The following is a 19,753-nucleotide window of genomic DNA, read 5'->3' as shown; positions in this document are numbered from 1 at the left end:
CGCGCCGGTGTGGCAGAAAGGCGGGGCTGGCAAGGCAAGACGCTTGGGCGCCGCTGCTGCAAAGGCGGCAGGACAGCAGAGGAACGGCCATTCAATCGTCGTCATCGTCATCATCGTCGTCGCCATCCCAGTCCGGTTTTTCATAAATGGCGCTGCCATCGGGCGGCAGGCGCAGCTTGACACGGTAGCCGGCTGGGTTGATGGCTTCGGCTTCCCAGCGGCCATCGTCGAAATCCACGTCATGAATGCGGCGGTAGCCCGCCGAGCGCAGGATGTGGCGCACCTGTGAAGACGAGATGCGGTATTTGTGCTTGCGCGGTTTTTCAGGCGGCGGCATGTAGCCGGGCGTGACCACATAGCCCGGCGGCGCCACGTAGGCCGGGCCGCCAGGCACGACCAGGGCCGATTTTTCTTTGGCGGCGGCCGGCAGCGCCAGCGCGGCCGTGGCGGCCAGCGTGGCCATGGCGATCAGGTTTCTGGTTTTCATGGATGGACTCCTTCGAAAGAAACAGAAAAAACGATGAGCGCATCTTCCGCCGCGCGGTCTGAATGCGGCCTGAAGCGCGCGTTCATCTGTGGTTCATGGCGCCGCGCGGTTTTCATCGCGCGGCTTTCATAATTGCAAGCTGGTTTTGATTGGCACGCAAAGGAGTTTTCCGGTCATGCGCAAATCCTATTTTCTGGCTTTGGCCGCCTTGCTGGCCGCCAGCGCGGCCTGGGCGCAGCCCAAGGGCGGATTGATTGATGTGGCCGTCGAGCGCGTCTGGGCGCGCGCCACCGTGCCGGGCCAGCAGACGGCGGGGGTGTACATGACGCTGAAGTCTGCGGCCCCTGCACGGCTGGTGGGCGCTTCTTCGCCGCTGGCCGAGCGCATTGAAATTCACGAAATGTCGCTGCAAGGTGATGTGATGCGCATGCACGCCACGCCTGCGCTGCCGCTGCCAGCGGGGCAGGCGGTAGCGCTCAAGCCCGGCGGCGGACACCTGATGCTGATGGGGTTGAAGCAGCCGCTGACGCCGCGCGCCGATGTGCCGCTGACGCTCATTTTTGAAGACGGCTCCGGCATGAAAGGCTCCATTGAGCTGCGCGTGCCCGTGCGCGCGCTGGGGCGGCCCGATCCGCAGGCTGCGGCGGAGGATGAATCGGCCAGCGCTCCAGAAAGCGCCCGTCTTTCTCCGGCCGTTCGCGCGCGCTGAAAACAGTGGGTTCGGGTGCGCCGCGCGCGGTATTCTTCATTGCACTTTCTACAACTTCAGGAGACCAGCATGAGCCAGTCTGGCGGCGTATTTGATTTCGGCAAGTTCTTTCCGGGCCTGGACTTTTTCACGGGCAAAGGCGCTTCCGCGTGGCTGATGCCCACCGTGAGCGAGCAGGAGCTGGACAAGCGCATTGCCGAGCTGAAAACGGTGCTGTTCTGGCTGGAGCAAAACGCTGCGGCCATCAAGGCGGGCATTCAGGCGCTGGAAGTGCAGAAGATGACGCTGGCCACGCTGCAAAGCATGAACGTGGGCGCTGCCGAGCTGGCGCGCGCCTTTGCCATGCCAGCGGCAGCGCCCAAGCCAGCCGAAGCGGCCGCTTCCGCGCCGCCGCCTCCGGCGGCAACCCGGGCTGCGCCTGAGGCCGTCAAGCCCGAGCCTGCGGCAGCAGTCAATAGCGCCGTGCCCGACCCGTTGCAGTGGTGGAATGCGCTGACCCAGCAATTCCAGAGCATGGCCGCTGCCACGGCGGCGACGGCCGCCACAGCCGCCAGCGCCATGACGGCGCCCATGGCCCCGCCTGCCGCCAAGGCGGCTGACGCAAAGGCGGCCCAAGCCGTGGACAAGACCGCCGCCCGGCCAGCCGCCAAAACGGCGCCCAGAACCGCTGCAAAGGCCCGCGCGAAAACCGCCGGAACCGCCAAATCCGCCGCCAAGGCGGGCGGCAAGGCAGGCAAGGCCGCAGCGCCCCGCAAAGGCAAGCCGGCCAGAGGCGCAAGCGCCGCAGACTTGTCATGAAGAACCTGCTCATGGCCTGCCCGTGGGGGCAAAAGCGCGGGCCTCGGGCGCTCTGCTGCGTTGCAAACCCTTGCCGGCCACAAAACCCGGCGGCGGTTTGCGCCTTGCGGCCATTCCGATTCGCGGTTCCTCAAGGCCAGACTTCCGGACAGGCTTTCAGGCTCATTTGATTAAGGCCCGCTTGACGGCATGAAGCTTTTTCCCGTTGGCCACGCCACGCACCCGCAGTGGCAAATGGCGGCGCACCTGGCGCTGGCGCAGTTGCGCGCGCAAATGGCGCTGCCCGGCTACGCCAGCAGCCCCACGCTGGGGCTGCTTTACATCACCAGCCCTTACGTGCCCCACGCACAGCATTTGCTGGACTGGCTGGCCGAGGCGCTGCCGGGCGTGCTGGGCTGGGCGGGTGCCGTGGGCGTGGGCGTGGCCGCGAGCAATGCGGAATATCTTGACGAGCCGGCCCTGTCCGTCATGCTCTGCGAGCTGCCGCCAGAGCAGTGGCGCGTGTTTTCAGGCGTCGCTCCGCTGCGCCGCCAGGGCGTTTTTTCTCCGCAGGCCGCCTTGGTGCATGCCGACGCGCACACGCCCGATGTGGCGGGCCTGATTGCCGAGCTGGCCGACTGCACGGCGTGCGGCCATCTGTTTGGCGGCCTGGCGGCCAGCCGGGGCGCTACCGTGCAGATGGCCGCCTCGCGCTCGGGCGGCATGGCGGGCGGCGCGCTGCTGGGCGGCGTGTTCAGCGGCGGCCTCACGGGCGTGGCCTTTGGCGAGGGCGTGCCGCTCATCACCCGCGTCACGCAAGGCTGCCATCCGGTTGGCCCCTGGCACACCATCACGCGAAGCGAAGGCAACATGGTGTTTGAAATCGACGGCGAGCCTGCTCTTGACGTGATGCTGGACGACATGCGAATCGATCTGTGCCAGCCCCAGCAGGCCATGCACGCCGTGCGGCAAATGCTTGTGGGTCTGTGCGACGCGCAAGCAGCCTGCCCCGCAGTCAGTTGCGGCATGAGCGAAGAGCTGGCCCTGCGGCATGGCCGCTTCGGCGCCGATGTGCTGGCGCGCCACCTTGTGGGCATTGACCCCGGCCAGCGCGGCCTGGCCGTGGCTGACGCAGTGCATTGCGGCCAGCGCTTGGCTTTTTGCCAGCGCGACGCCGCCAAGGCCCGCGCCGACCTGCGGCGCATCTGCTCGGGCATTCGGGACCTGCTTGAGCCGGCCTTCATTCCCGCCGAAACCGCCGCCGCGCTGGCTGCGCCGCCGCCGCTGTCGCAGCCGCATCCGGCGCGGCGCATTGCCGGGGCCATTTACGTCAGCTGCGCCAGCCGGGGCGGCCCCCATTTCGGCCATCCGGGCGCAGAGCTGCAAACCATTCGCCAGGCTCTGGGCGATGTGCCGCTCACCGGCTTTTTCTCCGGCGGCGAAATCGCCAGCCGCCGCCTGCTGGGCTATGCGGGCGTGCTCACGGTGTTCGTGGACGAGGCCATCAGCTGAAGCGGCCTGGTTTTTCAGGCACAAATCGGCCCCTGGTCCTAGTGGAATCTGCGCGGGCCGCTATCAAAATCAAAGTATTTCCGCCCTGCTCACCCATCATGATTCTTGACCCCACCCAACCCGGCGCGCTGGCGCAGGCCGCCGACGCCGTGGCCGCCGGCGAGCTGCTGGGCCTGCCCACCGAAACCGTGTATGGCCTGGCCGCCGATGCTGAAAACGCCGGGGCCGTGCGCCGCATCTTCGCCCTCAAGGGCCGGCCCGCCAGCCACCCTCTCATCGTGCACGTGGCAGGCAGCGAAGCGGCCGGGCATTTCGCGCGGCAAGTGCCTGATCTGGCGCAGCGGCTGATGGCCGCCTTCTGGCCCGGGCCGCTCACGCTCATCCTCGCGCGCCGCGAGGGCGTGGCAGACGAAGCGGCAGGCGGGCACACCAGCATTGGCCTGCGCTGCCCCGCGCACCCCGTGGCGAAAAGCCTGCTGGCGGCCTGCGCGGCGCGCGGCGTGCACGGGCTGGCCGCGCCCAGCGCCAACCGCTTCGGGCGCGTCAGCCCCACCACGGCGGCGCACGTGGCAGAAGAATTCGCAGACGTGCTGGTGCTGGACGGCGGCGCTTGCGCGGTGGGCATTGAATCGGCCATCGTGGACTGCACGCGCGGCCAGCCCGTGCTGCTGCGCCCCGGAGCGATTTCGCGCGCCGAGCTGGAAAAAGCGGCGGGCTGCCGCGTGCGCCATCCAGACGAGCTGGCCGCGCCCGGCCCCCAGGCCCCCGGCACGCTGGCCGCCCATTACGCGCCCCGCGCCACGGTGCGGCTGATGGACGGCAAGATGCTGAAAACCGCGCTGGAGCTGCTGGGCAGCGAGGCCGCGCACATTGCCGTGTGGTCGCGCGCCGCGCTGAAATCCGCCTCGCGCAAGCTGATCTTGCGCCGCATGCCCGACAACCCTGCGCAGGCCGCGCACGAGCTGTTTGCCACGCTGCGCGCGTTTGACCAGGCGCAAGTCAAACTCATCTGGGTGGAAACGCCCCCGCCCGAAATCGAATGGGAAGGCGTGCGCGACCGCCTGGAGCGCGCAGCAGCCAGCGCCGCAGGCGCGCGTGAGTGAGCAGAGAGTGAGTCGAGCGAAAACTTCTGCGCCAGGCGCAAGAAAAGTGCAGTCGCATTGCCATGCGCAGTGATAAAACCGGCACCAGCTTCTGGGCCGCCGCAGACTTGGCGGCAGCCGTGGTCAGTTCTTGGTGATGGCCTATCAGTTTTAGCTTCTTGTTTGATAGCGCGAGGTCCCCGTATTCATTGCGACACATGCTGTTTTGGAGGCATTGAATTTGCTCCTCTTTTTGAATTGAAATTATCGTTTTCCGCATCCTGCGGCCCGCTTTTCTCAACCCAGTCAGCAAAGGAGAGACACCATGACTGAAAAAGTAGCTGTCATTACCGGATCAGGCGACGGCCTGGGCAAAGGCATTGCCCAGAGGCTGGCGCAGGATGGCTTCAGGATCGTTTTGTCCGACATCAATGCCGCCACGCTGGAAAAGACCGAGGCCGAATTCAAGTCCGCAGGCCAGGCCGTCACCGCCTTCCGTGGCGATGTGAGCCGCCGCGAAGACCAGTTCGCGCTGGTGCAGCACGCCGTGCAGGCTTTCGGGCGCATCGACGTGTTCGTGAACAACGCGGGCATTGAAGACGTCATGCCGCTGGACAAAGTCACCGCCGCCGACTTTGACCGCGTGTTTGGCATCAACGTCAAGGGCGTGCTCTTTGGCATTCAGGCCGCCGCCGAGCAAATGAAAAAACAGGGCGGCGACCGCATCTGCAAGATCATCAACGCCGCCAGCATTGCCGCGCATGAGTCTTACGACCTGCTGGGCGTGTACTGCGCCAGCAAGCACGCCGTGCGCTCGCTCACCGTCACCGCCGCCAAGGAGCTGGCGCCCTACAAAATCACCGTGAACGCCTATTGCCCCGGCGTGGCGGGCACCCGCATGTGGGACCGCATTGACGAGGAAATGGCCAAGATTCACGGCTGGCAGCCCGGCGAAGCCTTCAAGCGCTTCTCATCCGGCATTCTGATGGGCCGCCCGCAAGTGCCTGCCGACGTGGCCTCGCTCGTGCATTACCTGGCCTCGCCCGACTCTGACTACATGACCGGCCAGGCCGTGCTCATCGACGGCGGCATGGTGTTCCGCTGATGCCGCAGGCGCAGCCCGCGCCCGCCTGAAAAAAGCCGCCGCAAGACGCTTCGCCCTTGCGGCGGCTTTTTTTGCCTGGGCCTGCCCGCAGCGCACCTGGCAGCGGCAACAGCGGTTAGCCAGACAGGCGAATCGTTTCAAGGCGAAAGGCGGCGCGGCGGCAAGGCGCGCAGCGGCGGGGCGAACCGGGCAGACGGGCAGGAAGAAGCGGGCGATGGTGCTTTCTTTGCCAGCGGGGCCTTGAAAGCCCGAAGCCCGCCCCTATCATTGGCACTCGTTGGCGGCGAGTGCTAACAAACCAGCCCGCCGCCATGCATTCAGCCTGGCAGGCCCGCCGCAAGGCCCCTGCCAGTCCTCTTTTTTCAAGCAACCTTTTGAAGGAATGTCCATGAAACTGCGTCCCCTCGCCGATCGCGTGATCGTCAAGCGCCTGGAAAACGAAACCAAAACGGCCTCCGGCATCGTCATCCCCGACAACGCCGCCGAAAAGCCTGACCAAGGCGAAGTGCTGGCCGTCGGCCCCGGCAAGACCAACGACAAGGGCGAAACCAAGGCCCTGAGCGTGAAAGTGGGCGACCGCGTGCTGTTTGGCAAATACAGCGGCCAGACCGTCAAGGTGGACGGCGACGAGCTGCTGGTGATGAAGGAAGACGACCTGTTCGCCGTCGTCGAGAAGTGATTTTTCCTGGGCTGCGCCGCCATCTGCATTCATCCTGCATCCATCTTGCAGCAAATCGCAACATATTGGCGCGCCGCCTGATCCCTTTTGATTTTTGATTTCTGCCGGGCCTGATCCCGGCTTTTTACGGAGATACACACAAATGGCAGCAAAAGACGTTGTTTTCGGCTCTGACGCCCGCGCCCGCATGGTTGAAGGCGTGAACATCCTGGCCAACGCCGTGAAGGCAACCCTGGGCCCCAAAGGCCGCAACGTGGTGCTGGAACGCAGCTTCGGCGCACCCACCATCACCAAAGACGGCGTGTCCGTCGCCAAGGAAATCGAGCTGAAAGACAAGCTCCAGAACATGGGCGCGCAAATGGTCAAGGAAGTGGCCTCCAAAACCAGCGACACCGCTGGCGACGGCACCACCACCGCCACCGTGCTGGCCCAGGCCATCGTGCGCGAAGGCATGAAATACGTGGCCGCCGGCATGAACCCGATGGACCTGAAGCGCGGCATCGACAAAGCCGTGGCTGAACTCGTCGAGCAACTGAAAAAAGCCAGCAAGGCCACCACCACCAGCAAGGAAATCGCCCAGGTCGGCACCATTTCCGCCAACTCGGACGAATCCATCGGCCAGATCATTGCCGACGCCATGGACAAAGTGGGCAAGGAAGGCGTCATCACCGTGGAAGACGGCAAGAGCCTGAACAACGAGCTGGACGTGGTCGAAGGCATGCAGTTCGACCGTGGCTACCTCAGCCCCTACTTCATCAACAACCCCGACAAACAAGCCGCCGTGCTGGAAAACCCCTACGTGCTGCTGTTTGACAAGAAGATCAGCAACATCCGCGACCTGCTGCCCACGCTGGAAGCCGTGGCCAAGGCCGGCCGTCCGCTGCTCATCATTGCCGAAGACGTGGAAGGCGAAGCCCTGGCCACGCTGGTGGTGAACACCATTCGCGGCATCCTGAAAGTGGTGGCCGTCAAGGCCCCCGGCTTCGGCGACCGCCGCAAGGCCATGCTGGAAGACATCGCCATCCTCACCGGCGGCAAAGTCATTGCCGAAGAAGTGGGCCTGTCGCTTGAAAAAGTGACGCTGGCCGATCTGGGCCAGGCCAAAACCATCGAAGTGGGCAAGGAAAACACCACCATCATCGACGGCGCTGGCAAGGCCGAAGACATTGAAGCACGCGTCAAGCAAATCCGCGTGCAAATCGAAGAAGCCACCAGCGACTACGACCGCGAAAAACTGCAAGAGCGCGTGGCCAAGCTCGCTGGCGGCGTGGCCGTCATCAAGGTAGGCGCTGCCACCGAAGTGGAAATGAAAGAAAAGAAAGCCCGCGTGGAAGACGCCCTGCACGCCACCCGCGCTGCCGTGGAAGAAGGCATCGTCGCTGGCGGCGGCGTGGCCCTGCTGCGCGCCCGTCAGGCCGCTGGCGACATCAAAGGCGCCAACCCCGACCAGGACGCCGGCATCAAGCTCGTGCTCAAGGCCATTGAAGCGCCCCTGCGCGAAATCGTCATCAACGCCGGTGACGAAGCCAGCGTGGTCGTGAACAAGGTGCTGGAAGGCAAAGGCAACTTTGGCTACAACGCCGCCAACGGCCAGTATGGCGACCTGATCGAGCTGGGCATTCTGGACCCCACCAAAGTCACCCGCACCGCCTTGCAAAACGCCGCTTCCGTGGCCGGCCTGATGCTCACCACCGAATGCATGGTGGCCGAGGCCCCGAAGGAAGAAACCCCTGCCGCCCCCGGCGGCATGGGCGGCATGGGCGGCATGGGCATGGACATGTAAAGAGCCAGCCCTGCCGGGAGTCAAGCGCCTCACCTCGGCGCTTGCCCCGCGCCCAGTCTTCAAAGCTGCCAGTCCTTCGCGGGCTGGCAGCTTTTTTATTGGGCGCGGTTTTCAGGCTGTTTCCCGATATTGACTTAAATCTTCGGCGGTTTTCGTGGGAATAAATTCAATTATTTGGTATTCCGCCACGCCTTCGCGGTGAAATGGATCTTCCCGAATCAGCCTTTCCACCTGTTCCCGATGATCCGCCTTCACCAGGATAATGCCGCCCGTGCGCGGCTTTTTGCGCCCCGACATCAAAAAGATGCCCTCTTTGTAATACCGTTCGAGATACGCAATGTGCTCGGGCAAACAGGCTTCGACTTCCGGCAATCCTTTAATATATTCCAATGATACGATAAACATTTGTTTTCCTTTGAAAATGGCGGCCATTTAATCGAACGCCGCCTAAAAACGCCGCTTCAAAATCACAGGGCGCGCCGATTTTATTGGCTTTATCCAGGACCCTATTCGCTATGCGCCTTTGGCGGCAAATTCGGTATTGACCGCCACGGCATGTGATCTGCCCGATTGGAACGGCAATGGTTTGCCGTTTGGCTCGGCGGTTCCACCATTTAAGAAGATATTCAGGGTTTGTGCTATTTGTTAATACTTGATTACCTTGCCTTGTTGCTGCGGCTTTGAGAGTGAAAAGCGGCGCGTGGCTAACGCACGGGCAGGAAAGTCAGCAGCGGGGCGGCAGCCATGCCCTGGAGAAAGGAAATGGCGGCGCGGCGGTGGCGCTCGGTCAGGTGCGCGGCCACCAGATCCAGGCGGCCAATGATCTTGCCGAACTCGCGCTCGAAGCTGAGGTTTCGCCCGGCGGGGCCGGTTTCGTTGGCCAGCAGCAAGGGGCGGCCTGCGCTGTCGCGGCGGGTGTTGAGAATCCACAGCGCAATTTCCATGTTGCGGGCGGCGTTGTAGATGTGCTGGGGGTCGGGGCCGCTCAGGTAATGGAACTGGCGCTGGCCGCCGTGGGCGGTGATGAGGGTGTCGGCGCAAGCGATGACGAAGGCTGCCACACGGTCGCCCGTGAAATCAGGCGAGAGCGCCAGCGCCAGCGCGGCCACGTCGCGCCGCCCTTGCAGCGCGGGCCAGGCGATGGCAGAGGCAGATTCCTGCTCGGGCGGCTCCTGCCCGGCTGCCTCGTCAGCTTCCTGCATGACGGCCTGGCGGATGGCCAGCAGGGCGGCCTCGCGCGAGGCGGCGGTTTTGCGCCACTGCACGGGATTGCGGCGGTAGAGCTTGTCGGCCAGCAACAGCAGGCTTTGCAGATTGGCCTGCATGGCGGTTCCCGCCAGGCGGTTGCCTTCACTTTGCAGCAGCTCCTGCCCGCCAAATTCGGCGCCCTGCACGCTGCCGTGCGGCGTGGGGGCGTTGCTGACGCAGCCTGCGGCCAGCAGGGCGCAGGCCATGAAAAAGGCTGCCGAAGCAGCCCGATGGAAGGCGCGCAGGGCACGCATGGAAAATGCCTGCGGCACGTTTGCGGTCAGGATTTGCCAGCCTGCGCGTCAGCCGTGATTTCGCCGGAGAGCTGACCGCCTTCCTCAATCACGATCTTGCCGTAGCGCACCTTGCCGGTGACTTTGCCGGTGGGGTAGATGATGAGCTTTTGGCGCACGGTGAGCGTGCCTTCGAACAGGCCGCGAATTTCAGCCGTGTCGATTTCGGCAGTGCCTTTGAAGGCGCCTTTGTCGGCAATCTGGATGACGCGGGCGTTGATGGTGGCTTCTACTGTGCCTTCCACGGCCAGCGTGTCGCAATCGGTGATTTCAACGCCCTTGAGCTTGATGTTGGCACCTACCGTCAGGCGCGCGCCGTTGTCAGCGGCCGCCTGCGCGGCCTGGCTGGCGGCATGCGCGCCCAGCGGCTGCACGGGCGACGCAGCGGGCGCAGCGCCTAGCGGACGCACGGGAGTGGGTTGGGATTCGTTCTCGCGTTTGCCAAAGCTCAGGGCCATGTCTTCTCCTTGGGAATAAAAGATAATGTTGAATCAAATGGCTGGCGGGCAGTCTAATGGGTGTTACGCATCAAAACGGTCTGAAATCCCCGCATTTGCCCTCTTTTTCCTTTACTTGCTTTTCTTGCAATCCCCAACGCCCGCATGACTGACTCCACTCCCCGCCTGGCCGTCTTGCCTGCTGCCCATGGCTGCGTCCAGCCGCAAGGCGTGTGGACGGCAGCGGCGCTGGCGCAAAAAGGCGTGCTGCCGCGCCTGCGGAAAACGCTGGCACAAGCTGCGGGCCGTGCTGGCGAATGGGATTTGCGTGGCCTGGCCGGGTTTGACCACCTGGGCGCGCTGGTGTTGTGGGACGGCTGGGGCCGCCAGTGGCCCGCTGAGCTGCACGCCAGCCAGGCGCAGCGCGCACTGCTGGAGCGTGTGGCAAGCCAGCCCGCCCTGCCGCCCGCCGCTGGCGGGCATGCCAGCTTCGCGCAGCGTTTTGATAGCCTGGGCCAGGGCGTGGAAGGCGCGCTGGCGCAGGTGCGCGGCTTCGTGCAGATCATGGGCCAGCTTTTTCTGGACGCGCTGCGCCTGGCGCGCGCGCCGCAGGCCGGGCCGTGGCGTGATTTTTCGGGCAGCCTCTACCACATTGGCGCGCAGGCGCTGCCTATTACGGCGCTGGTGGGCTTTTTGATTGGCGTGGTGCTGGCCTATCTGATGAGCCAGGTGTTGCGGCAGTTTGGCGCGGATGCCTTCATCGTGGACATTTTGGGCCTGGCGCTGATTCGCGAGCTGGGGCCGCTGCTGGCGGCGGTGCTGATTGCGGGGCGTTCCGGCTCGGCCATCACGGCGCAAATTGGCGTGATGCGCGTGACCGAAGAGCTGGACGCCATGCGCGTGCTGGGCATCGCCCAAGGCTTCAGGCTGGTGCTGCCGCGCGCGCTGGCGCTGGCCGTGGCCATGCCGCTGCTGGTGGTGTGGACTTCGCTGATGGCGCTGCTGGGCGGCATGCTGGCGGCTGACATCACGCTGGGTATCACGCCCAGCTTTTTCATGCACACGCTGCCGCAAGCCGTGCGCGTGAGCAATCTGGCGCTGGCCGTGGGCAAGTCGGTGGTGTTTGGCGTGGCCATTGCGCTCATCGGCTGCCACTACGGCCTGCAAGTCAAGCCCAATACCGAGAGCCTGGGGCGCGGCACCACAGCCTCGGTGGTGGCGGCCATCACGGCGGTCATTCTCATTGACGCGCTGTTTGCCGTGCTGTTCAAGAGCGTGGGCATATGAGCGGGCGCAGCGACGCTTCTTTGCTGCCCGCGCCGGGCGAGCCTGTCATTGAAATCCGGGGCCTGACCAGCGCCTTCGCGCTGCCCGAGGGCGGGCGCGTGGTCATTCACAAAGACCTCCATCTCACCGTGCGCCGGGGCGAAGTGCTCACGCTCGTGGGCGGCTCCGGCACCGGCAAAACCGTGCTGCTGCGCCAGATGCTGGGGCTGAACACGCCAGCGGCTGGCAGCGTGTGCGTGCTGGGGCGGCCCGCCGCCGAGCTGGGCCGGCCGGGCGCGGCGGCGCGCGTGGGCATGCTCTTTCAGCAAGGCGCGCTGTTTTCCGCCTTCAGCGTGCTGGACAACATTGCTTTCCCTTTGCGCGAGTTGCGCACCCTGCCTGATGAACTGGTGCGCCGCGCCGCCTTGCTCAAGCTGCAAATGGTGGGCCTGAAGCCGGGCGACGCGCACAAGATGCCCGCCGAGCTGTCGGGCGGCATGATCAAGCGCGTGGCGCTGGCGCGCGCGCTCATCATGGATCCGCCCCTGCTCATGCTGGACGAACCCACGGCCGGGCTGGACCCCGACAGCTCCGATGCCTTTTGCGCGCTGCTGCAATCGCTGCACCAGGAGCTGGGCCTGACCGTCGTCATGGTCACGCACGATCTGGACACGCTTTTTGCCCTCTCCAGCCGCGTGGCCGTGCTGGCCGAGCAGCGCGTCATCATCGCCGCGCCCGTGGCCGAAGTGCTGGCGTTTGACCACCCCTTCATCCGCCACTTCTTCCTGGGCGAGCGGGGCCTGCGCGCCATCTCCGACTTGCCGCAGCTGGCGCATCTGGCCGCCCGCCTGGCGCACCCTGCCGCCCCATCTTCAGGAGCCTGAATGGAAAACAAATCACACGCCCTGGCTGCCGGCCTGTTCGTGCTCATCGTCAGCGCCATGCTCATCGGCCTGGCCGCCTGGCTCACCAGCGACCGCACCGTGCGCGACGCCTACGAAATGAGCACACACGAACCCATCAGCGGCCTGCAAGAGCAAGCCCCCGTGCGCTTTCGCGGCGTCACCGTCGGCAAAGTCACCCGCATCAGCTTTGACCGCGAAAAGCTGGGCAACGTGCTCGTGCGCATTGAAGTGGACAAAGGCGCGCCCATCACCCGCTCCACCTACGCGCGGCTCGATTACCAGGGCATCACCGGCCTGTCTTACGTGCAGCTTGACAACGATGGCCGCAGCACCGAGGCCATCGAGGCCGAACGCGGCCAGCTGCCCCGCATCCCTTTGCGCAGCGGCCTGCTGGGCGAATTCACTGACCACGCCCGTGTGCTCATGAGCCAGGCCAGCGAAGCCACCTCGCGCATCAACGCCCTGCTGGAAGAAGACAACCGCAAAGCCATCGCGCAGGCCATCCGCGACCTTGGCGAAGCCAGCCGCGACATGGCGGGCGCCGCCCGCAGCATTGCCAAACTTGCTGACGACACCAACCGCACCATCACCGCCCAGTTCGGCCCCAGCCACAGCAGCATTCCCGTCCTCGTCAGGCAGGCCACCGCCACCCTCAAGGGCTTTGAAGACGTGGCCGCGCAGGCCCGCCGCGCCACGGGCGATTTGCAGGCCGCCGCCGCCAGCGTCAAAAACGGCATGCAAAGCTTCACCGCCAACGGCGGCGTGCTTCAGAGCCTGAACGAAAGCGCCGGCATCCTGGCCGCCGACACCCTGCCCGGCATCCAGCAAGCCACCCATCATGCCAGCAGCGCCCTGCGCCGCGTGGACCGCGCCGCCGCCACCTTCACCGAAAACCCGCAATCGCTGCTCTTTGGCTATGGCCCCATCCCCCCCGGCCCCGGCGAACCAGGCTTTGCCACTGGCGGCGCCCCGGCTGAAACGCCCGTCGTCATTCCCGCACCCTGAAAGCGCACGGGCCATGAGCCATCCGGCATGCAGACAAGCCTCAATTTCGCTCCTGAAAACATAGCTATACGTCCTAGTGGAAAGTGCGCAGAACCCGTTTTGGCACCCTCTTGATTTGCTCTGTTTTTTGATTCGCCCCACCGCCCTGATTTCCTGCTGAAACCGCCATGAACCAGACCGCCGCCCCCTCACGCGCCTTCGCGCCAGCCTGGGCCTGGGTTCTTGCCCTGGCCGCCGCCTTGCTTGCCGCATGCAGCACCCCTTTGCCAGACAAGCCCGCGCGCCCTGCCAGCTACGACCTTGGCCTGCCCGCTGCCGCAGCGGCCAGCGGCGCGGCCAGCCAGCCGCCCCTGGCCCTGCCTGCCGTGACCGCGCCCGCCGCGCTGGACAGCCCCGCCATGCTCTACCGCCTGGCCTACAAAAACGAAGCCGATCAGCCCCGCCCCTACGCGCGCGCGCGCTGGAGCATGAGTCCGCCCGAGCTGCTCACCCAGCGCCTGCGCGAAACCTTGGCCGCCAGCCGCCCCGTCGTCGGCGCGGGCGAAGGGCTGGCCGCTGCCGAGCTGCGCGTACACCTGGACGACTTCAGCCAGGTCTTTGAAGCCGAAAACCGCAGCCACGCCCGCATCCAGATTCGCGCCACCCTCATCGCCCCGCGCGCCAGCCAGCGCCTGCTGGGCCAGCGCACCTTCACCGTCCAGCGCCCCGCCCCCACGCCCGACGCCGCCGGCGGCGCCAAAGCCATGCGCGAAGCCGCCGACGCCGCCATTGCCGACCTCGCCGCCTGGCTGGACCGCCTGTCCCGCCCCGCGCCGTGAGGCTCCGGGCGGCTGAAAGCCGGAGAAGGAGCTGCGCACGGCCCGGCCGCAAGCCTGAAAGCGGCCTGCCGCCGCTTTCTGGCATCTTCCGCATCTGCTTTCTTTTGCTCCACGCTTGACCGCCATGAATGCCCTTGCCGCCCCCTTCGCCTTCCGCCCGCCGCGCTGGCTGAGCTTGTTGCTGGCGCTGGCCTTGTGGCTGGCCCTGGCGCTGGCGGCCAGTGCGCAGGCCCCGCAGGCCATACCCGCGCTCACCGCCCGCGTGATCGACCAGACGGGCACGCTCACCGCCGAACAAGCCAGCGCACTCGAAGCCAGCCTGGCCGCGCTGGAGCAGGAAAGGGGCGCGCAAGTGGCCGTGCTCATGGTGCCCACCACCGCGCCTGAAGACATTGCCGCCTACGCCAACCGCGTGGCCAGCGCCTGGAAGCTGGGGCGCAAGGACGTGGGCGACGGCGCCCTCATCATCGTGGCCCTGCGCGAGCGCAAGATGCGCATTGAAGTGGCCCGCACGCTTGAAGGCGCGCTGCCCGACATCATCGCCAAACGCATCATCGACCAGCAGATGGCCCCGCACTTCCGCCAGGGCGACTACGCCGGAGGCCTTCAGGCCGCCATCGACGCCGTGGCCGCCCGCATCCGTGGCGAAGACCTGCCGCTGCCCGCCCAGGCCGACGCAAACCGGAGCGCAACGGGGCCGGAACTCATCTTCTTCATCCTGTTTTTCGTCATCGCCTGCCTTGGCGTGCTGCGCAGCCTGTTCGGGCGCAAGAAAGGGGCCTTCACGGCGGGGCTGGCAGGCGGCGCCATCACCTTCTTTCTGACCTTCAGCGTGGTGGCAGCGCTCATCGTCGCCTTCTTCGTCTGGCTGATCGCCCTGTCGGGCGGCGGCAAGGGCGGTGGCGGCAGCAGCTCAGGCGGCGGATGGAGCGGCGGCGGCTTTGGCGGCGGGGGCGGCGGCTTCAGTGGCGGCGGCTTCAGCTCGGGCGGCGGCGGCAGCTTTGGCGGCGGCGGCGCCAGCGGCAGCTGGTAGGCGCGTCCTTTCAGGCGCGTTCGCGCAGCTTTATCTGCCTGGCAGCGCAAAAACAGTAGCGAATTTTGGGTGCCAAAAATACCGCTTCGCGCAGTATCTACTAGGACATATTGCTATTGATGAAGGAGCGAAAAACCTGGTGTGCCTACGTCCGTGTCTTGCTCAGCTTCCTCTCGCCGCCCCTCATGGGCGCGTCATGGAGCGCCATGGCGCGTTTTCAGAACCTGTTCATAGCGTAGGTGTGGAAAGCGCGCCCCCGGGCGGTCTGCGGTTTTGCAAACCCCCGATGAATCACAAGGCCCTTCTGTGCCTTGCGGCCCATCCCGATCTGTCTTTTCGCTCCTCCGGCCAGACTGTGAGCTGGTTTTTGGGCGCCACGCGGCATTTCATCCCGTTTCGTGGCCCAATCAAACGTTTTTTGAACGTTTCTCATTTTCTGGGTGTTTCATGCTTTCCATCCCCGCGCCCTGGTCTGAGCGGCTGGGCATTGTTTCGCGTGCGCTGGCGGCCATTGTGGGCGGCTATGCGCTGGCTGCTTTGTGCAGCGTGGCGCTGGCGCTGCTGCTGCCGCTGGCCCGTTCCGAGGCGGTGACCTGGGGCATGCTGGCTTCGTTTGCCGTGTATGCGGGGGCGGCGCTGTGGGCTTTTGCCGCTTCGACGGCTGCGCGCGCGTGGGGCGGGCTGGCGCTGGCCTTGGCCGTGGCGGCGCTGCCGGCGGCGTTGCGCTGGCTGGGCTGGATGGCGCCGCTTTCGACAGGAGGCGGGGCATGAAAAACGGCTTTCGTCAATCCATGGCCTGGCTGCACACCTGGAGCGGGCTGCTGGTGGGCTGGGTGCTGTTTTTGGTGTTTGCGGCGGGCACGGCGGCTTACTGGCGGCCGGAAATCACGTTTTGGATGAAGCCTGAAATGCACGCGGCGGCCCTGCAAGCGAGCGCGCAGCCGGCCACGCCGCAGCAGCAGGCCGAGCGCGCGCGGCAGGCCATTGAGTGGATGCAGGCCAACGCGGCGGGCAGCCCGCGCTGGTTCATTGCCTTGCCCAGTGCGCGCGATCCGGTGTCCACGCTGATGTGGCTCAAGCCCAATGCCGATCCCAAGGGCGGGCGCGCCGTGCGCTTTGGCGAGGCCACGCTGGATGCCAGCGGCCAGCCGCATGCCAGCGCGCGGGACACGCGCGGGGGCGACTTTCTCTATCGCCTGCACTTTGATTTGCACTATCTCTCGCCGCTGACGGCGCGCTGGGTGGTGGGCTTTTGCGCCATGTTCATGCTGGTGGCCATCATCAGCGGCATCGTCACGCACAAGCGCATCTTTGCGGACTTTTTCACCTTCCGCCCCAAAAAGGGCCAGCGCAGCTGGCTGGATGCGCACAACGCCACGGCCGTGCTGGCGCTGCCGTATCACTTGATGATGACTTACACGGGCTTGTGCACTTTGATGTTCATGTACATGCCCTGGGCGCCCAAGGCTGCTTATGGCGAGGCGGGGCTGCCCGCCTATCAGGCCGAAGCTTTTGGCGGCCGCCCGGGCAATGCCCAGCCCAGCGGCGAAAAAGCGCCGCTGGCAGACGTGGCCGCGCTGGTGGAGCAGGCGCAGCGGCGCTGGGGCGGCCTGGCCGGGCGCGTGGTGGTGGAAAACCCGGGCGATGCGGCCGCCGTCATCACCATTGCCCGCCAGAGCGACGGCAGCGAAATGAGCCTGCGCCCGCCTTCTTTGCGCTTTGAAGGCGCCAGCGGCAAGCTGCTGGGCGCAGCGGGCGAAGAGCCGGGCGCTGCCGTGCACACCTACAACGTGATGGAGGGCCTGCACACGGCCCGTTTTGCCGATGCGCCGCTGCGCTGGCTGTTTTTCCTGAGCGGCCTGATGGGCTGCGCGATGGTGGCCACGGGCTTGCTGCTGTGGGCCGTGAAGGAGCGCCCGCAGCATCTGAAAGCCCTCAAGCGCGGCGAAAAAGGCAGCTTGTTGCTGCGCGTGGTGGATGGGCTGAACCTGGGCGCCATAGGCGGCCTGCTGGTGGCTTTGCCTGCCTACTTTTGGGCCAACCGGCTGCTGCCTGTCGATCTGCCGGATCGCGCCGATGCGGAAATCAGCCTGTTTTTTGCCGCGTGGGGCCTGTGCCTGGCGCTGGGGCTGGCGCGGCCTTCGCAGCGGCTGTGGCAGGCGCTGCTGGCCGTGGCGGGCGCGCTGCTGGCGCTGATGCCGCTGCTGAATGCCGCCACGGGCGGGGCGCACTGGGGGCAAAGCATTCCCGCCGGTTTGTGGCGCGTGGCCGGGTTTGACGCGGTTTGCCTGCTGCTGGGCCTGGGGCTGTGGGCCGCCGTGCGCTGGCTGCGGCAGCGCGAAGCCGCAGCGGCCGCTGCTTCGGCCAAGGCCTCTGCGCGCAAAACCGCCAGCAAGCCCGCTTCAGAAACGCCCAAGGCAGCGCCAGAGCCGCCCGCGTCCGCCGCTGCACTGCCCGCCATCGCCCCGGAAAGCCCCGCCACGCCATGAACGCCCTGCTTTTGCTGACTGCCTTTGTCTGCGCTTTTGCTGGTTTTGTGGCTTTGAGCCTGGGCATGGAGCGCCACTTTCATGACGTGCTCGGCCCGCAGCGCCCCTTTGCCCGCTGGCAGCCCTGGCTGCGCGCCGCAGGCATCGCTGGCTTGCTGCTGGCCTTGGCCGCCTGCCTGCTGGAGCGCGGCCTCGCGCAAGGCTGGGTGCTGTGGCTGGGCGTGCTGACGGCCGCCGCGCTGGCGCAAATGCTGGCGTTGAGCTACGCCTGGCCCCACCGTTAGAGGCTGTTCAGAGTCTGGCAGGAAGCAGAAAGCGAGGCAGCGCAGCGGGGCGATTCATGAAGGCAGGCGGACGGTGCGCCGCAGGCGGCGCGTGCCAGAATTGCCACTTTTTCCTTGCCGCCATGCCCGTCTCGTCTGCTGCCGCTTCAGTCCTGACCGGAAATCCCATCGTGGATCAAGCCACCAAGATCGTGGCCACGCTTGGCCCCGCTTCCAGCGATGCGCAGGTGATTGAGAGCATGATCCGCGCGGGCCTGGATGTGGTGCGGCTCAATTTCAGCCACGGCAATGCGCAGGATCACATTGCCCGCGCGCAGCGGGTGCGCGAAGCTTCGCGGCGCGTGGGGCGCGAGGTGGCCATCATGGCTGATTTGCAAGGCCCGAAAATTCGCGTCGGCAAATTCGCGCAGGGCAAGGTGCAGCTCAGGGAAGGCGCGCCTTTCATTCTGGATGCCGCGCGCCAGGAGCCGGGCGACGAACACGCCGTGGGGCTGGACTACAAGGAGCTGCCCGGCGACGTGAAGGCGGGTGACGTGCTGCTGCTCAATGACGGCCTGATCGTGCTGGATGTGCAGCGCGTGGCGGGCGATGCGGTGCACACGGTGGTGCGCGTGGGCGGCGAGCTGTCAGACAACAAGGGCATCAACAAGCAAGGCGGCGGGCTGACGGCGGCGGCGCTGACGGCCAAGGACATGGAAGACATCAAGACGGCCATTGGCCTTGAAGCCGATTACGTGGCCGTGAGCTTTCCCAAAAGCGGCACGGACATGGAAATGGCCCGCCAGCTGTGCAACGTGGCCGCCGCAGGCCAGCGCCACAGGCCGGGGCTGATTGCAAAAATCGAGCGCGCCGAGGCCATCGCCAACCTGAAAGAGATTTTGCTGGCCAGCGACGGCATCATGGTGGCGCGCGGCGATCTGGCCGTGGAAGTGGGGCATGCGGCCGTGCCCGCGCTGCAAAAACGCATGATCCGCCTGGCGCGCGAGCATGACCGCCTCATCATCACCGCCACGCAGATGATGGAAAGCATGATCAACAACCCCGTACCCACCCGCGCCGAGGTGAGCGACGTGGCCAACGCCGTGCTCGACGGCACTGACGCCGTGATGCTGAGCGCCGAAACCGCCGCAGGCCGCTACCCGCTGGAGACGGTGCAGGCCATGGCCAGCGTGTGCGAAGAAGCGGAAAAGCACATGGCAGCCTCTGACCACGAGTACGACGGCAGCCACAGCCACCTGCCGCGCATCGACCAGGCCATTGCCGCCAGCGCGCTGCACGCGGCGGCGCTGGTGGGCGCCAAGGCCATCGTGGCGCTGACCGATTCCGGCTCCACCGCGCTGTGGATGAGCCGCCGCCGCATTGGCATTCCCATCTACGCGCTCACGCCGCGCGTGACCACGCAACGCAAGATGGCGCTGTACCGCAACGTCATCCCCATGCTGATGGACACCAGCGCCGACCGCGACGAAGCCCTGCGCCAAGCCGAGAGCTGCCTGCTGCGCCACGGCGTGATGAGCCAGGGCGACATCTACGCCATCACCTGCGGCGAGCCGATGGGCGCGCCAGGCGGCACCAACATGCTCAAGATCAGCCGCGTGGGATAGAGGCGCCAGGCGGCGCAAGAGAGGCCAATTTCGCTCTTCTATTCATAGCGAGATGTCCTAGTCGAATGGGCGCAAATGGCATTTTCATGCCTACCAAATTCGCTCTTTTTTTTTGATGAAACCTGCCTGCCTGCGCGGGCGGCCGCTGGCCCTGCGCGCCGCCGATAATCCGGCCCGTTTCTCCCCGCGCCGCCTGCCCGCCCGCAGCGGCGCTTTTTTCAATCTTCCCGAAAGACA

General features: G+C 65.9%; 20 protein-coding genes. 16 read left to right on the top strand and 4 right to left on the bottom strand.

Annotated features, from left to right (window positions below; genetic code table 11):
• Positions 1 to 91: 91 nt before the first annotated feature.
• Complete coding sequence (locus QB898_RS08900; protein WP_279524660.1) at positions 92 to 487, bottom strand: PepSY domain-containing protein; 396 nt, start codon at positions 485 to 487, stop codon at positions 92 to 94.
• Between the two features lie 175 nt (positions 488 to 662).
• Here QB898_RS08900 and QB898_RS08895 point away from each other — a divergent pair, with 175 nt between their 5' ends.
• The 7 genes from QB898_RS08895 to groL all read left to right on the top strand — a co-directional run bounded on the left by QB898_RS08895 (position 663) and on the right by groL (position 8,134).
• A complete protein-coding gene (locus tag QB898_RS08895) occupies positions 663 to 1,196 on the top strand; it encodes a copper chaperone PCu(A)C (protein WP_279524659.1) in 534 nt (177 codons plus the stop codon).
• Positions 1,197 to 1,265: 69 nt separating this feature from the next.
• Positions 1,266 to 1,994 carry a PhaM family polyhydroxyalkanoate granule multifunctional regulatory protein gene (locus QB898_RS08890; protein ID WP_279524658.1) on the top strand — a complete coding sequence of 243 codons (729 nt, stop codon included), beginning with the start codon at positions 1,266 to 1,268 and terminating at the stop codon, positions 1,992 to 1,994.
• 189 nt (positions 1,995 to 2,183) lie between these two features.
• Positions 2,184 to 3,485, top strand: coding sequence for an FIST signal transduction protein (locus QB898_RS08885; RefSeq protein ID WP_279524657.1), 1,302 nt, complete (start codon positions 2,184 to 2,186; stop codon positions 3,483 to 3,485).
• Between the two features lie 98 nt (positions 3,486 to 3,583).
• The gene (locus tag QB898_RS08880; protein ID WP_279524656.1) at positions 3,584 to 4,588 is read left to right on the top strand and encodes an L-threonylcarbamoyladenylate synthase; all 1,005 of its coding nucleotides are present in this window, start codon (positions 3,584 to 3,586) and stop codon (positions 4,586 to 4,588) included.
• 304 nt (positions 4,589 to 4,892) lie between these two features.
• On the top strand, positions 4,893 to 5,672 hold the full coding sequence (locus QB898_RS08875; RefSeq protein WP_279524655.1) for an acetoin reductase: 780 nt from the start codon (positions 4,893 to 4,895) through the stop codon (positions 5,670 to 5,672).
• 388 nt (positions 5,673 to 6,060) lie between these two features.
• Complete coding sequence (gene groES / locus QB898_RS08870; protein ID WP_050715183.1) at positions 6,061 to 6,351, top strand: co-chaperone GroES; 291 nt, start codon at positions 6,061 to 6,063, stop codon at positions 6,349 to 6,351.
• 142 nt (positions 6,352 to 6,493) lie between these two features.
• Entirely contained in the window at positions 6,494 to 8,134 is a 1,641-nt protein-coding gene (gene groL, locus QB898_RS08865; RefSeq protein WP_050715182.1) for a chaperonin GroEL, read from the top strand.
• A 111-nt stretch (positions 8,135 to 8,245) separates the two neighbouring features.
• On the opposite strand, the gene QB898_RS08860 is transcribed toward groL, so the two are convergent.
• From QB898_RS08860 to QB898_RS08850, 3 genes are all read right to left on the bottom strand, one after another.
• Positions 8,246 to 8,566 carry a YciI family protein gene (locus QB898_RS08860; protein WP_346429806.1) on the bottom strand — a complete coding sequence of 107 codons (321 nt, stop codon included), beginning with the start codon at positions 8,564 to 8,566 and terminating at the stop codon, positions 8,246 to 8,248.
• A 272-nt stretch (positions 8,567 to 8,838) separates the two neighbouring features.
• A complete protein-coding gene (locus QB898_RS08855; RefSeq protein ID WP_428982781.1) occupies positions 8,839 to 9,636 on the bottom strand; it encodes a hypothetical protein in 798 nt (265 codons plus the stop codon).
• A gap of 26 nt (positions 9,637 to 9,662) precedes the next feature.
• A complete protein-coding gene (locus tag QB898_RS08850; protein WP_050715180.1) occupies positions 9,663 to 10,133 on the bottom strand; it encodes a bactofilin family protein in 471 nt (156 codons plus the stop codon).
• 144 nt (positions 10,134 to 10,277) lie between these two features.
• Between QB898_RS08850 and QB898_RS08845 the strand changes: the two genes are divergently transcribed.
• From QB898_RS08845 to pyk, 9 genes are all read left to right on the top strand, one after another.
• Positions 10,278 to 11,399: an MlaE family ABC transporter permease gene (locus tag QB898_RS08845; RefSeq protein WP_279524654.1), complete on the top strand. Its 1,122-nt coding sequence runs from the start codon at positions 10,278 to 10,280 to the stop codon at positions 11,397 to 11,399.
• Positions 11,396 to 12,262: an ABC transporter ATP-binding protein gene (locus tag QB898_RS08840; RefSeq protein ID WP_279524653.1), complete on the top strand. Its 867-nt coding sequence runs from the start codon at positions 11,396 to 11,398 to the stop codon at positions 12,260 to 12,262. Before QB898_RS08845 ends, QB898_RS08840 begins: the two co-directional genes overlap by 4 nt.
• On the top strand, positions 12,263 to 13,288 hold the full coding sequence (locus QB898_RS08835; RefSeq protein ID WP_279524652.1) for an MlaD family protein: 1,026 nt from the start codon (positions 12,263 to 12,265) through the stop codon (positions 13,286 to 13,288).
• A gap of 167 nt (positions 13,289 to 13,455) precedes the next feature.
• Positions 13,456 to 14,106, top strand: a complete 651-nt coding sequence (locus QB898_RS08830) for an ABC-type transport auxiliary lipoprotein family protein (protein WP_279524651.1) — start codon at positions 13,456 to 13,458, stop codon at positions 14,104 to 14,106.
• Positions 14,107 to 14,230: 124 nt separating this feature from the next.
• Complete coding sequence (locus QB898_RS08825; protein WP_199170960.1) at positions 14,231 to 15,139, top strand: TPM domain-containing protein; 909 nt, start codon at positions 14,231 to 14,233, stop codon at positions 15,137 to 15,139.
• A gap of 447 nt (positions 15,140 to 15,586) precedes the next feature.
• The gene (locus QB898_RS08820; RefSeq protein ID WP_279524650.1) at positions 15,587 to 15,910 is read left to right on the top strand and encodes an iron transporter; all 324 of its coding nucleotides are present in this window, start codon (positions 15,587 to 15,589) and stop codon (positions 15,908 to 15,910) included.
• The gene (locus QB898_RS08815) at positions 15,907 to 17,628 is read left to right on the top strand and encodes a PepSY-associated TM helix domain-containing protein (protein WP_279524649.1); all 1,722 of its coding nucleotides are present in this window, start codon (positions 15,907 to 15,909) and stop codon (positions 17,626 to 17,628) included. Before QB898_RS08820 ends, QB898_RS08815 begins: the two co-directional genes overlap by 4 nt.
• A complete protein-coding gene (locus tag QB898_RS08810; protein ID WP_279524648.1) occupies positions 17,625 to 17,912 on the top strand; it encodes a DUF3325 family protein in 288 nt (95 codons plus the stop codon). Before QB898_RS08815 ends, QB898_RS08810 begins: the two co-directional genes overlap by 4 nt.
• 122 nt (positions 17,913 to 18,034) lie before the next feature.
• Positions 18,035 to 19,516 carry a pyruvate kinase gene (gene pyk / locus QB898_RS08805; protein WP_279524647.1) on the top strand — a complete coding sequence of 494 codons (1,482 nt, stop codon included), beginning with the start codon at positions 18,035 to 18,037 and terminating at the stop codon, positions 19,514 to 19,516.
• Positions 19,517 to 19,753: the final 237 nt, after the last annotated feature.

It is taken from the genome of Ottowia cancrivicina (assembly GCF_029813755.1).
Classification (GTDB): Bacteria; Pseudomonadota; Gammaproteobacteria; order Burkholderiales; family Burkholderiaceae_C; genus Ottowia; species Ottowia massiliensis.
This window is presented reverse-complemented; position numbering and strand designations above follow the sequence as displayed.

Bases quoted from the DNA above. Each gene is read 5' to 3' on its own strand.
- QB898_RS08900 (WP_279524660.1), bottom strand. From the start codon at position 487: ATGAAAACCAGAAACCTGATCGCCATGGCCACGCTGGCCGCCACGGCC.
- QB898_RS08895 (WP_279524659.1), top strand. From the start codon at position 663: ATGCGCAAATCCTATTTTCTGGCTTTGGCCGCCTTGCTGGCCGCCAGC.
- QB898_RS08890 (WP_279524658.1), top strand. From the start codon at position 1,266: ATGAGCCAGTCTGGCGGCGTATTTGATTTCGGCAAGTTCTTTCCGGGC.
- QB898_RS08885 (WP_279524657.1), top strand. From the start codon at position 2,184: ATGAAGCTTTTTCCCGTTGGCCACGCCACGCACCCGCAGTGGCAAATG.
- QB898_RS08880 (WP_279524656.1), top strand. From the start codon at position 3,584: ATGATTCTTGACCCCACCCAACCCGGCGCGCTGGCGCAGGCCGCCGAC.
- QB898_RS08875 (WP_279524655.1), top strand. From the start codon at position 4,893: ATGACTGAAAAAGTAGCTGTCATTACCGGATCAGGCGACGGCCTGGGC.
- groES (WP_050715183.1), top strand. From the start codon at position 6,061: ATGAAACTGCGTCCCCTCGCCGATCGCGTGATCGTCAAGCGCCTGGAA.
- groL (WP_050715182.1), top strand. From the start codon at position 6,494: ATGGCAGCAAAAGACGTTGTTTTCGGCTCTGACGCCCGCGCCCGCATG.
- QB898_RS08860 (WP_346429806.1), bottom strand. From the start codon at position 8,566: ATGGCCGCCATTTTCAAAGGAAAACAAATGTTTATCGTATCATTGGAA.
- QB898_RS08855 (WP_428982781.1), bottom strand. From the start codon at position 9,636: ATGCGTGCCCTGCGCGCCTTCCATCGGGCTGCTTCGGCAGCCTTTTTC.
- QB898_RS08850 (WP_050715180.1), bottom strand. From the start codon at position 10,133: ATGGCCCTGAGCTTTGGCAAACGCGAGAACGAATCCCAACCCACTCCC.
- QB898_RS08845 (WP_279524654.1), top strand. From the start codon at position 10,278: ATGACTGACTCCACTCCCCGCCTGGCCGTCTTGCCTGCTGCCCATGGC.
- QB898_RS08840 (WP_279524653.1), top strand. From the start codon at position 11,396: ATGAGCGGGCGCAGCGACGCTTCTTTGCTGCCCGCGCCGGGCGAGCCT.
- QB898_RS08835 (WP_279524652.1), top strand. From the start codon at position 12,263: ATGGAAAACAAATCACACGCCCTGGCTGCCGGCCTGTTCGTGCTCATC.
- QB898_RS08830 (WP_279524651.1), top strand. From the start codon at position 13,456: ATGAACCAGACCGCCGCCCCCTCACGCGCCTTCGCGCCAGCCTGGGCC.
- QB898_RS08825 (WP_199170960.1), top strand. From the start codon at position 14,231: ATGAATGCCCTTGCCGCCCCCTTCGCCTTCCGCCCGCCGCGCTGGCTG.
- QB898_RS08820 (WP_279524650.1), top strand. From the start codon at position 15,587: ATGCTTTCCATCCCCGCGCCCTGGTCTGAGCGGCTGGGCATTGTTTCG.
- QB898_RS08815 (WP_279524649.1), top strand. From the start codon at position 15,907: ATGAAAAACGGCTTTCGTCAATCCATGGCCTGGCTGCACACCTGGAGC.
- QB898_RS08810 (WP_279524648.1), top strand. From the start codon at position 17,625: ATGAACGCCCTGCTTTTGCTGACTGCCTTTGTCTGCGCTTTTGCTGGT.
- pyk (WP_279524647.1), top strand. From the start codon at position 18,035: ATGCCCGTCTCGTCTGCTGCCGCTTCAGTCCTGACCGGAAATCCCATC.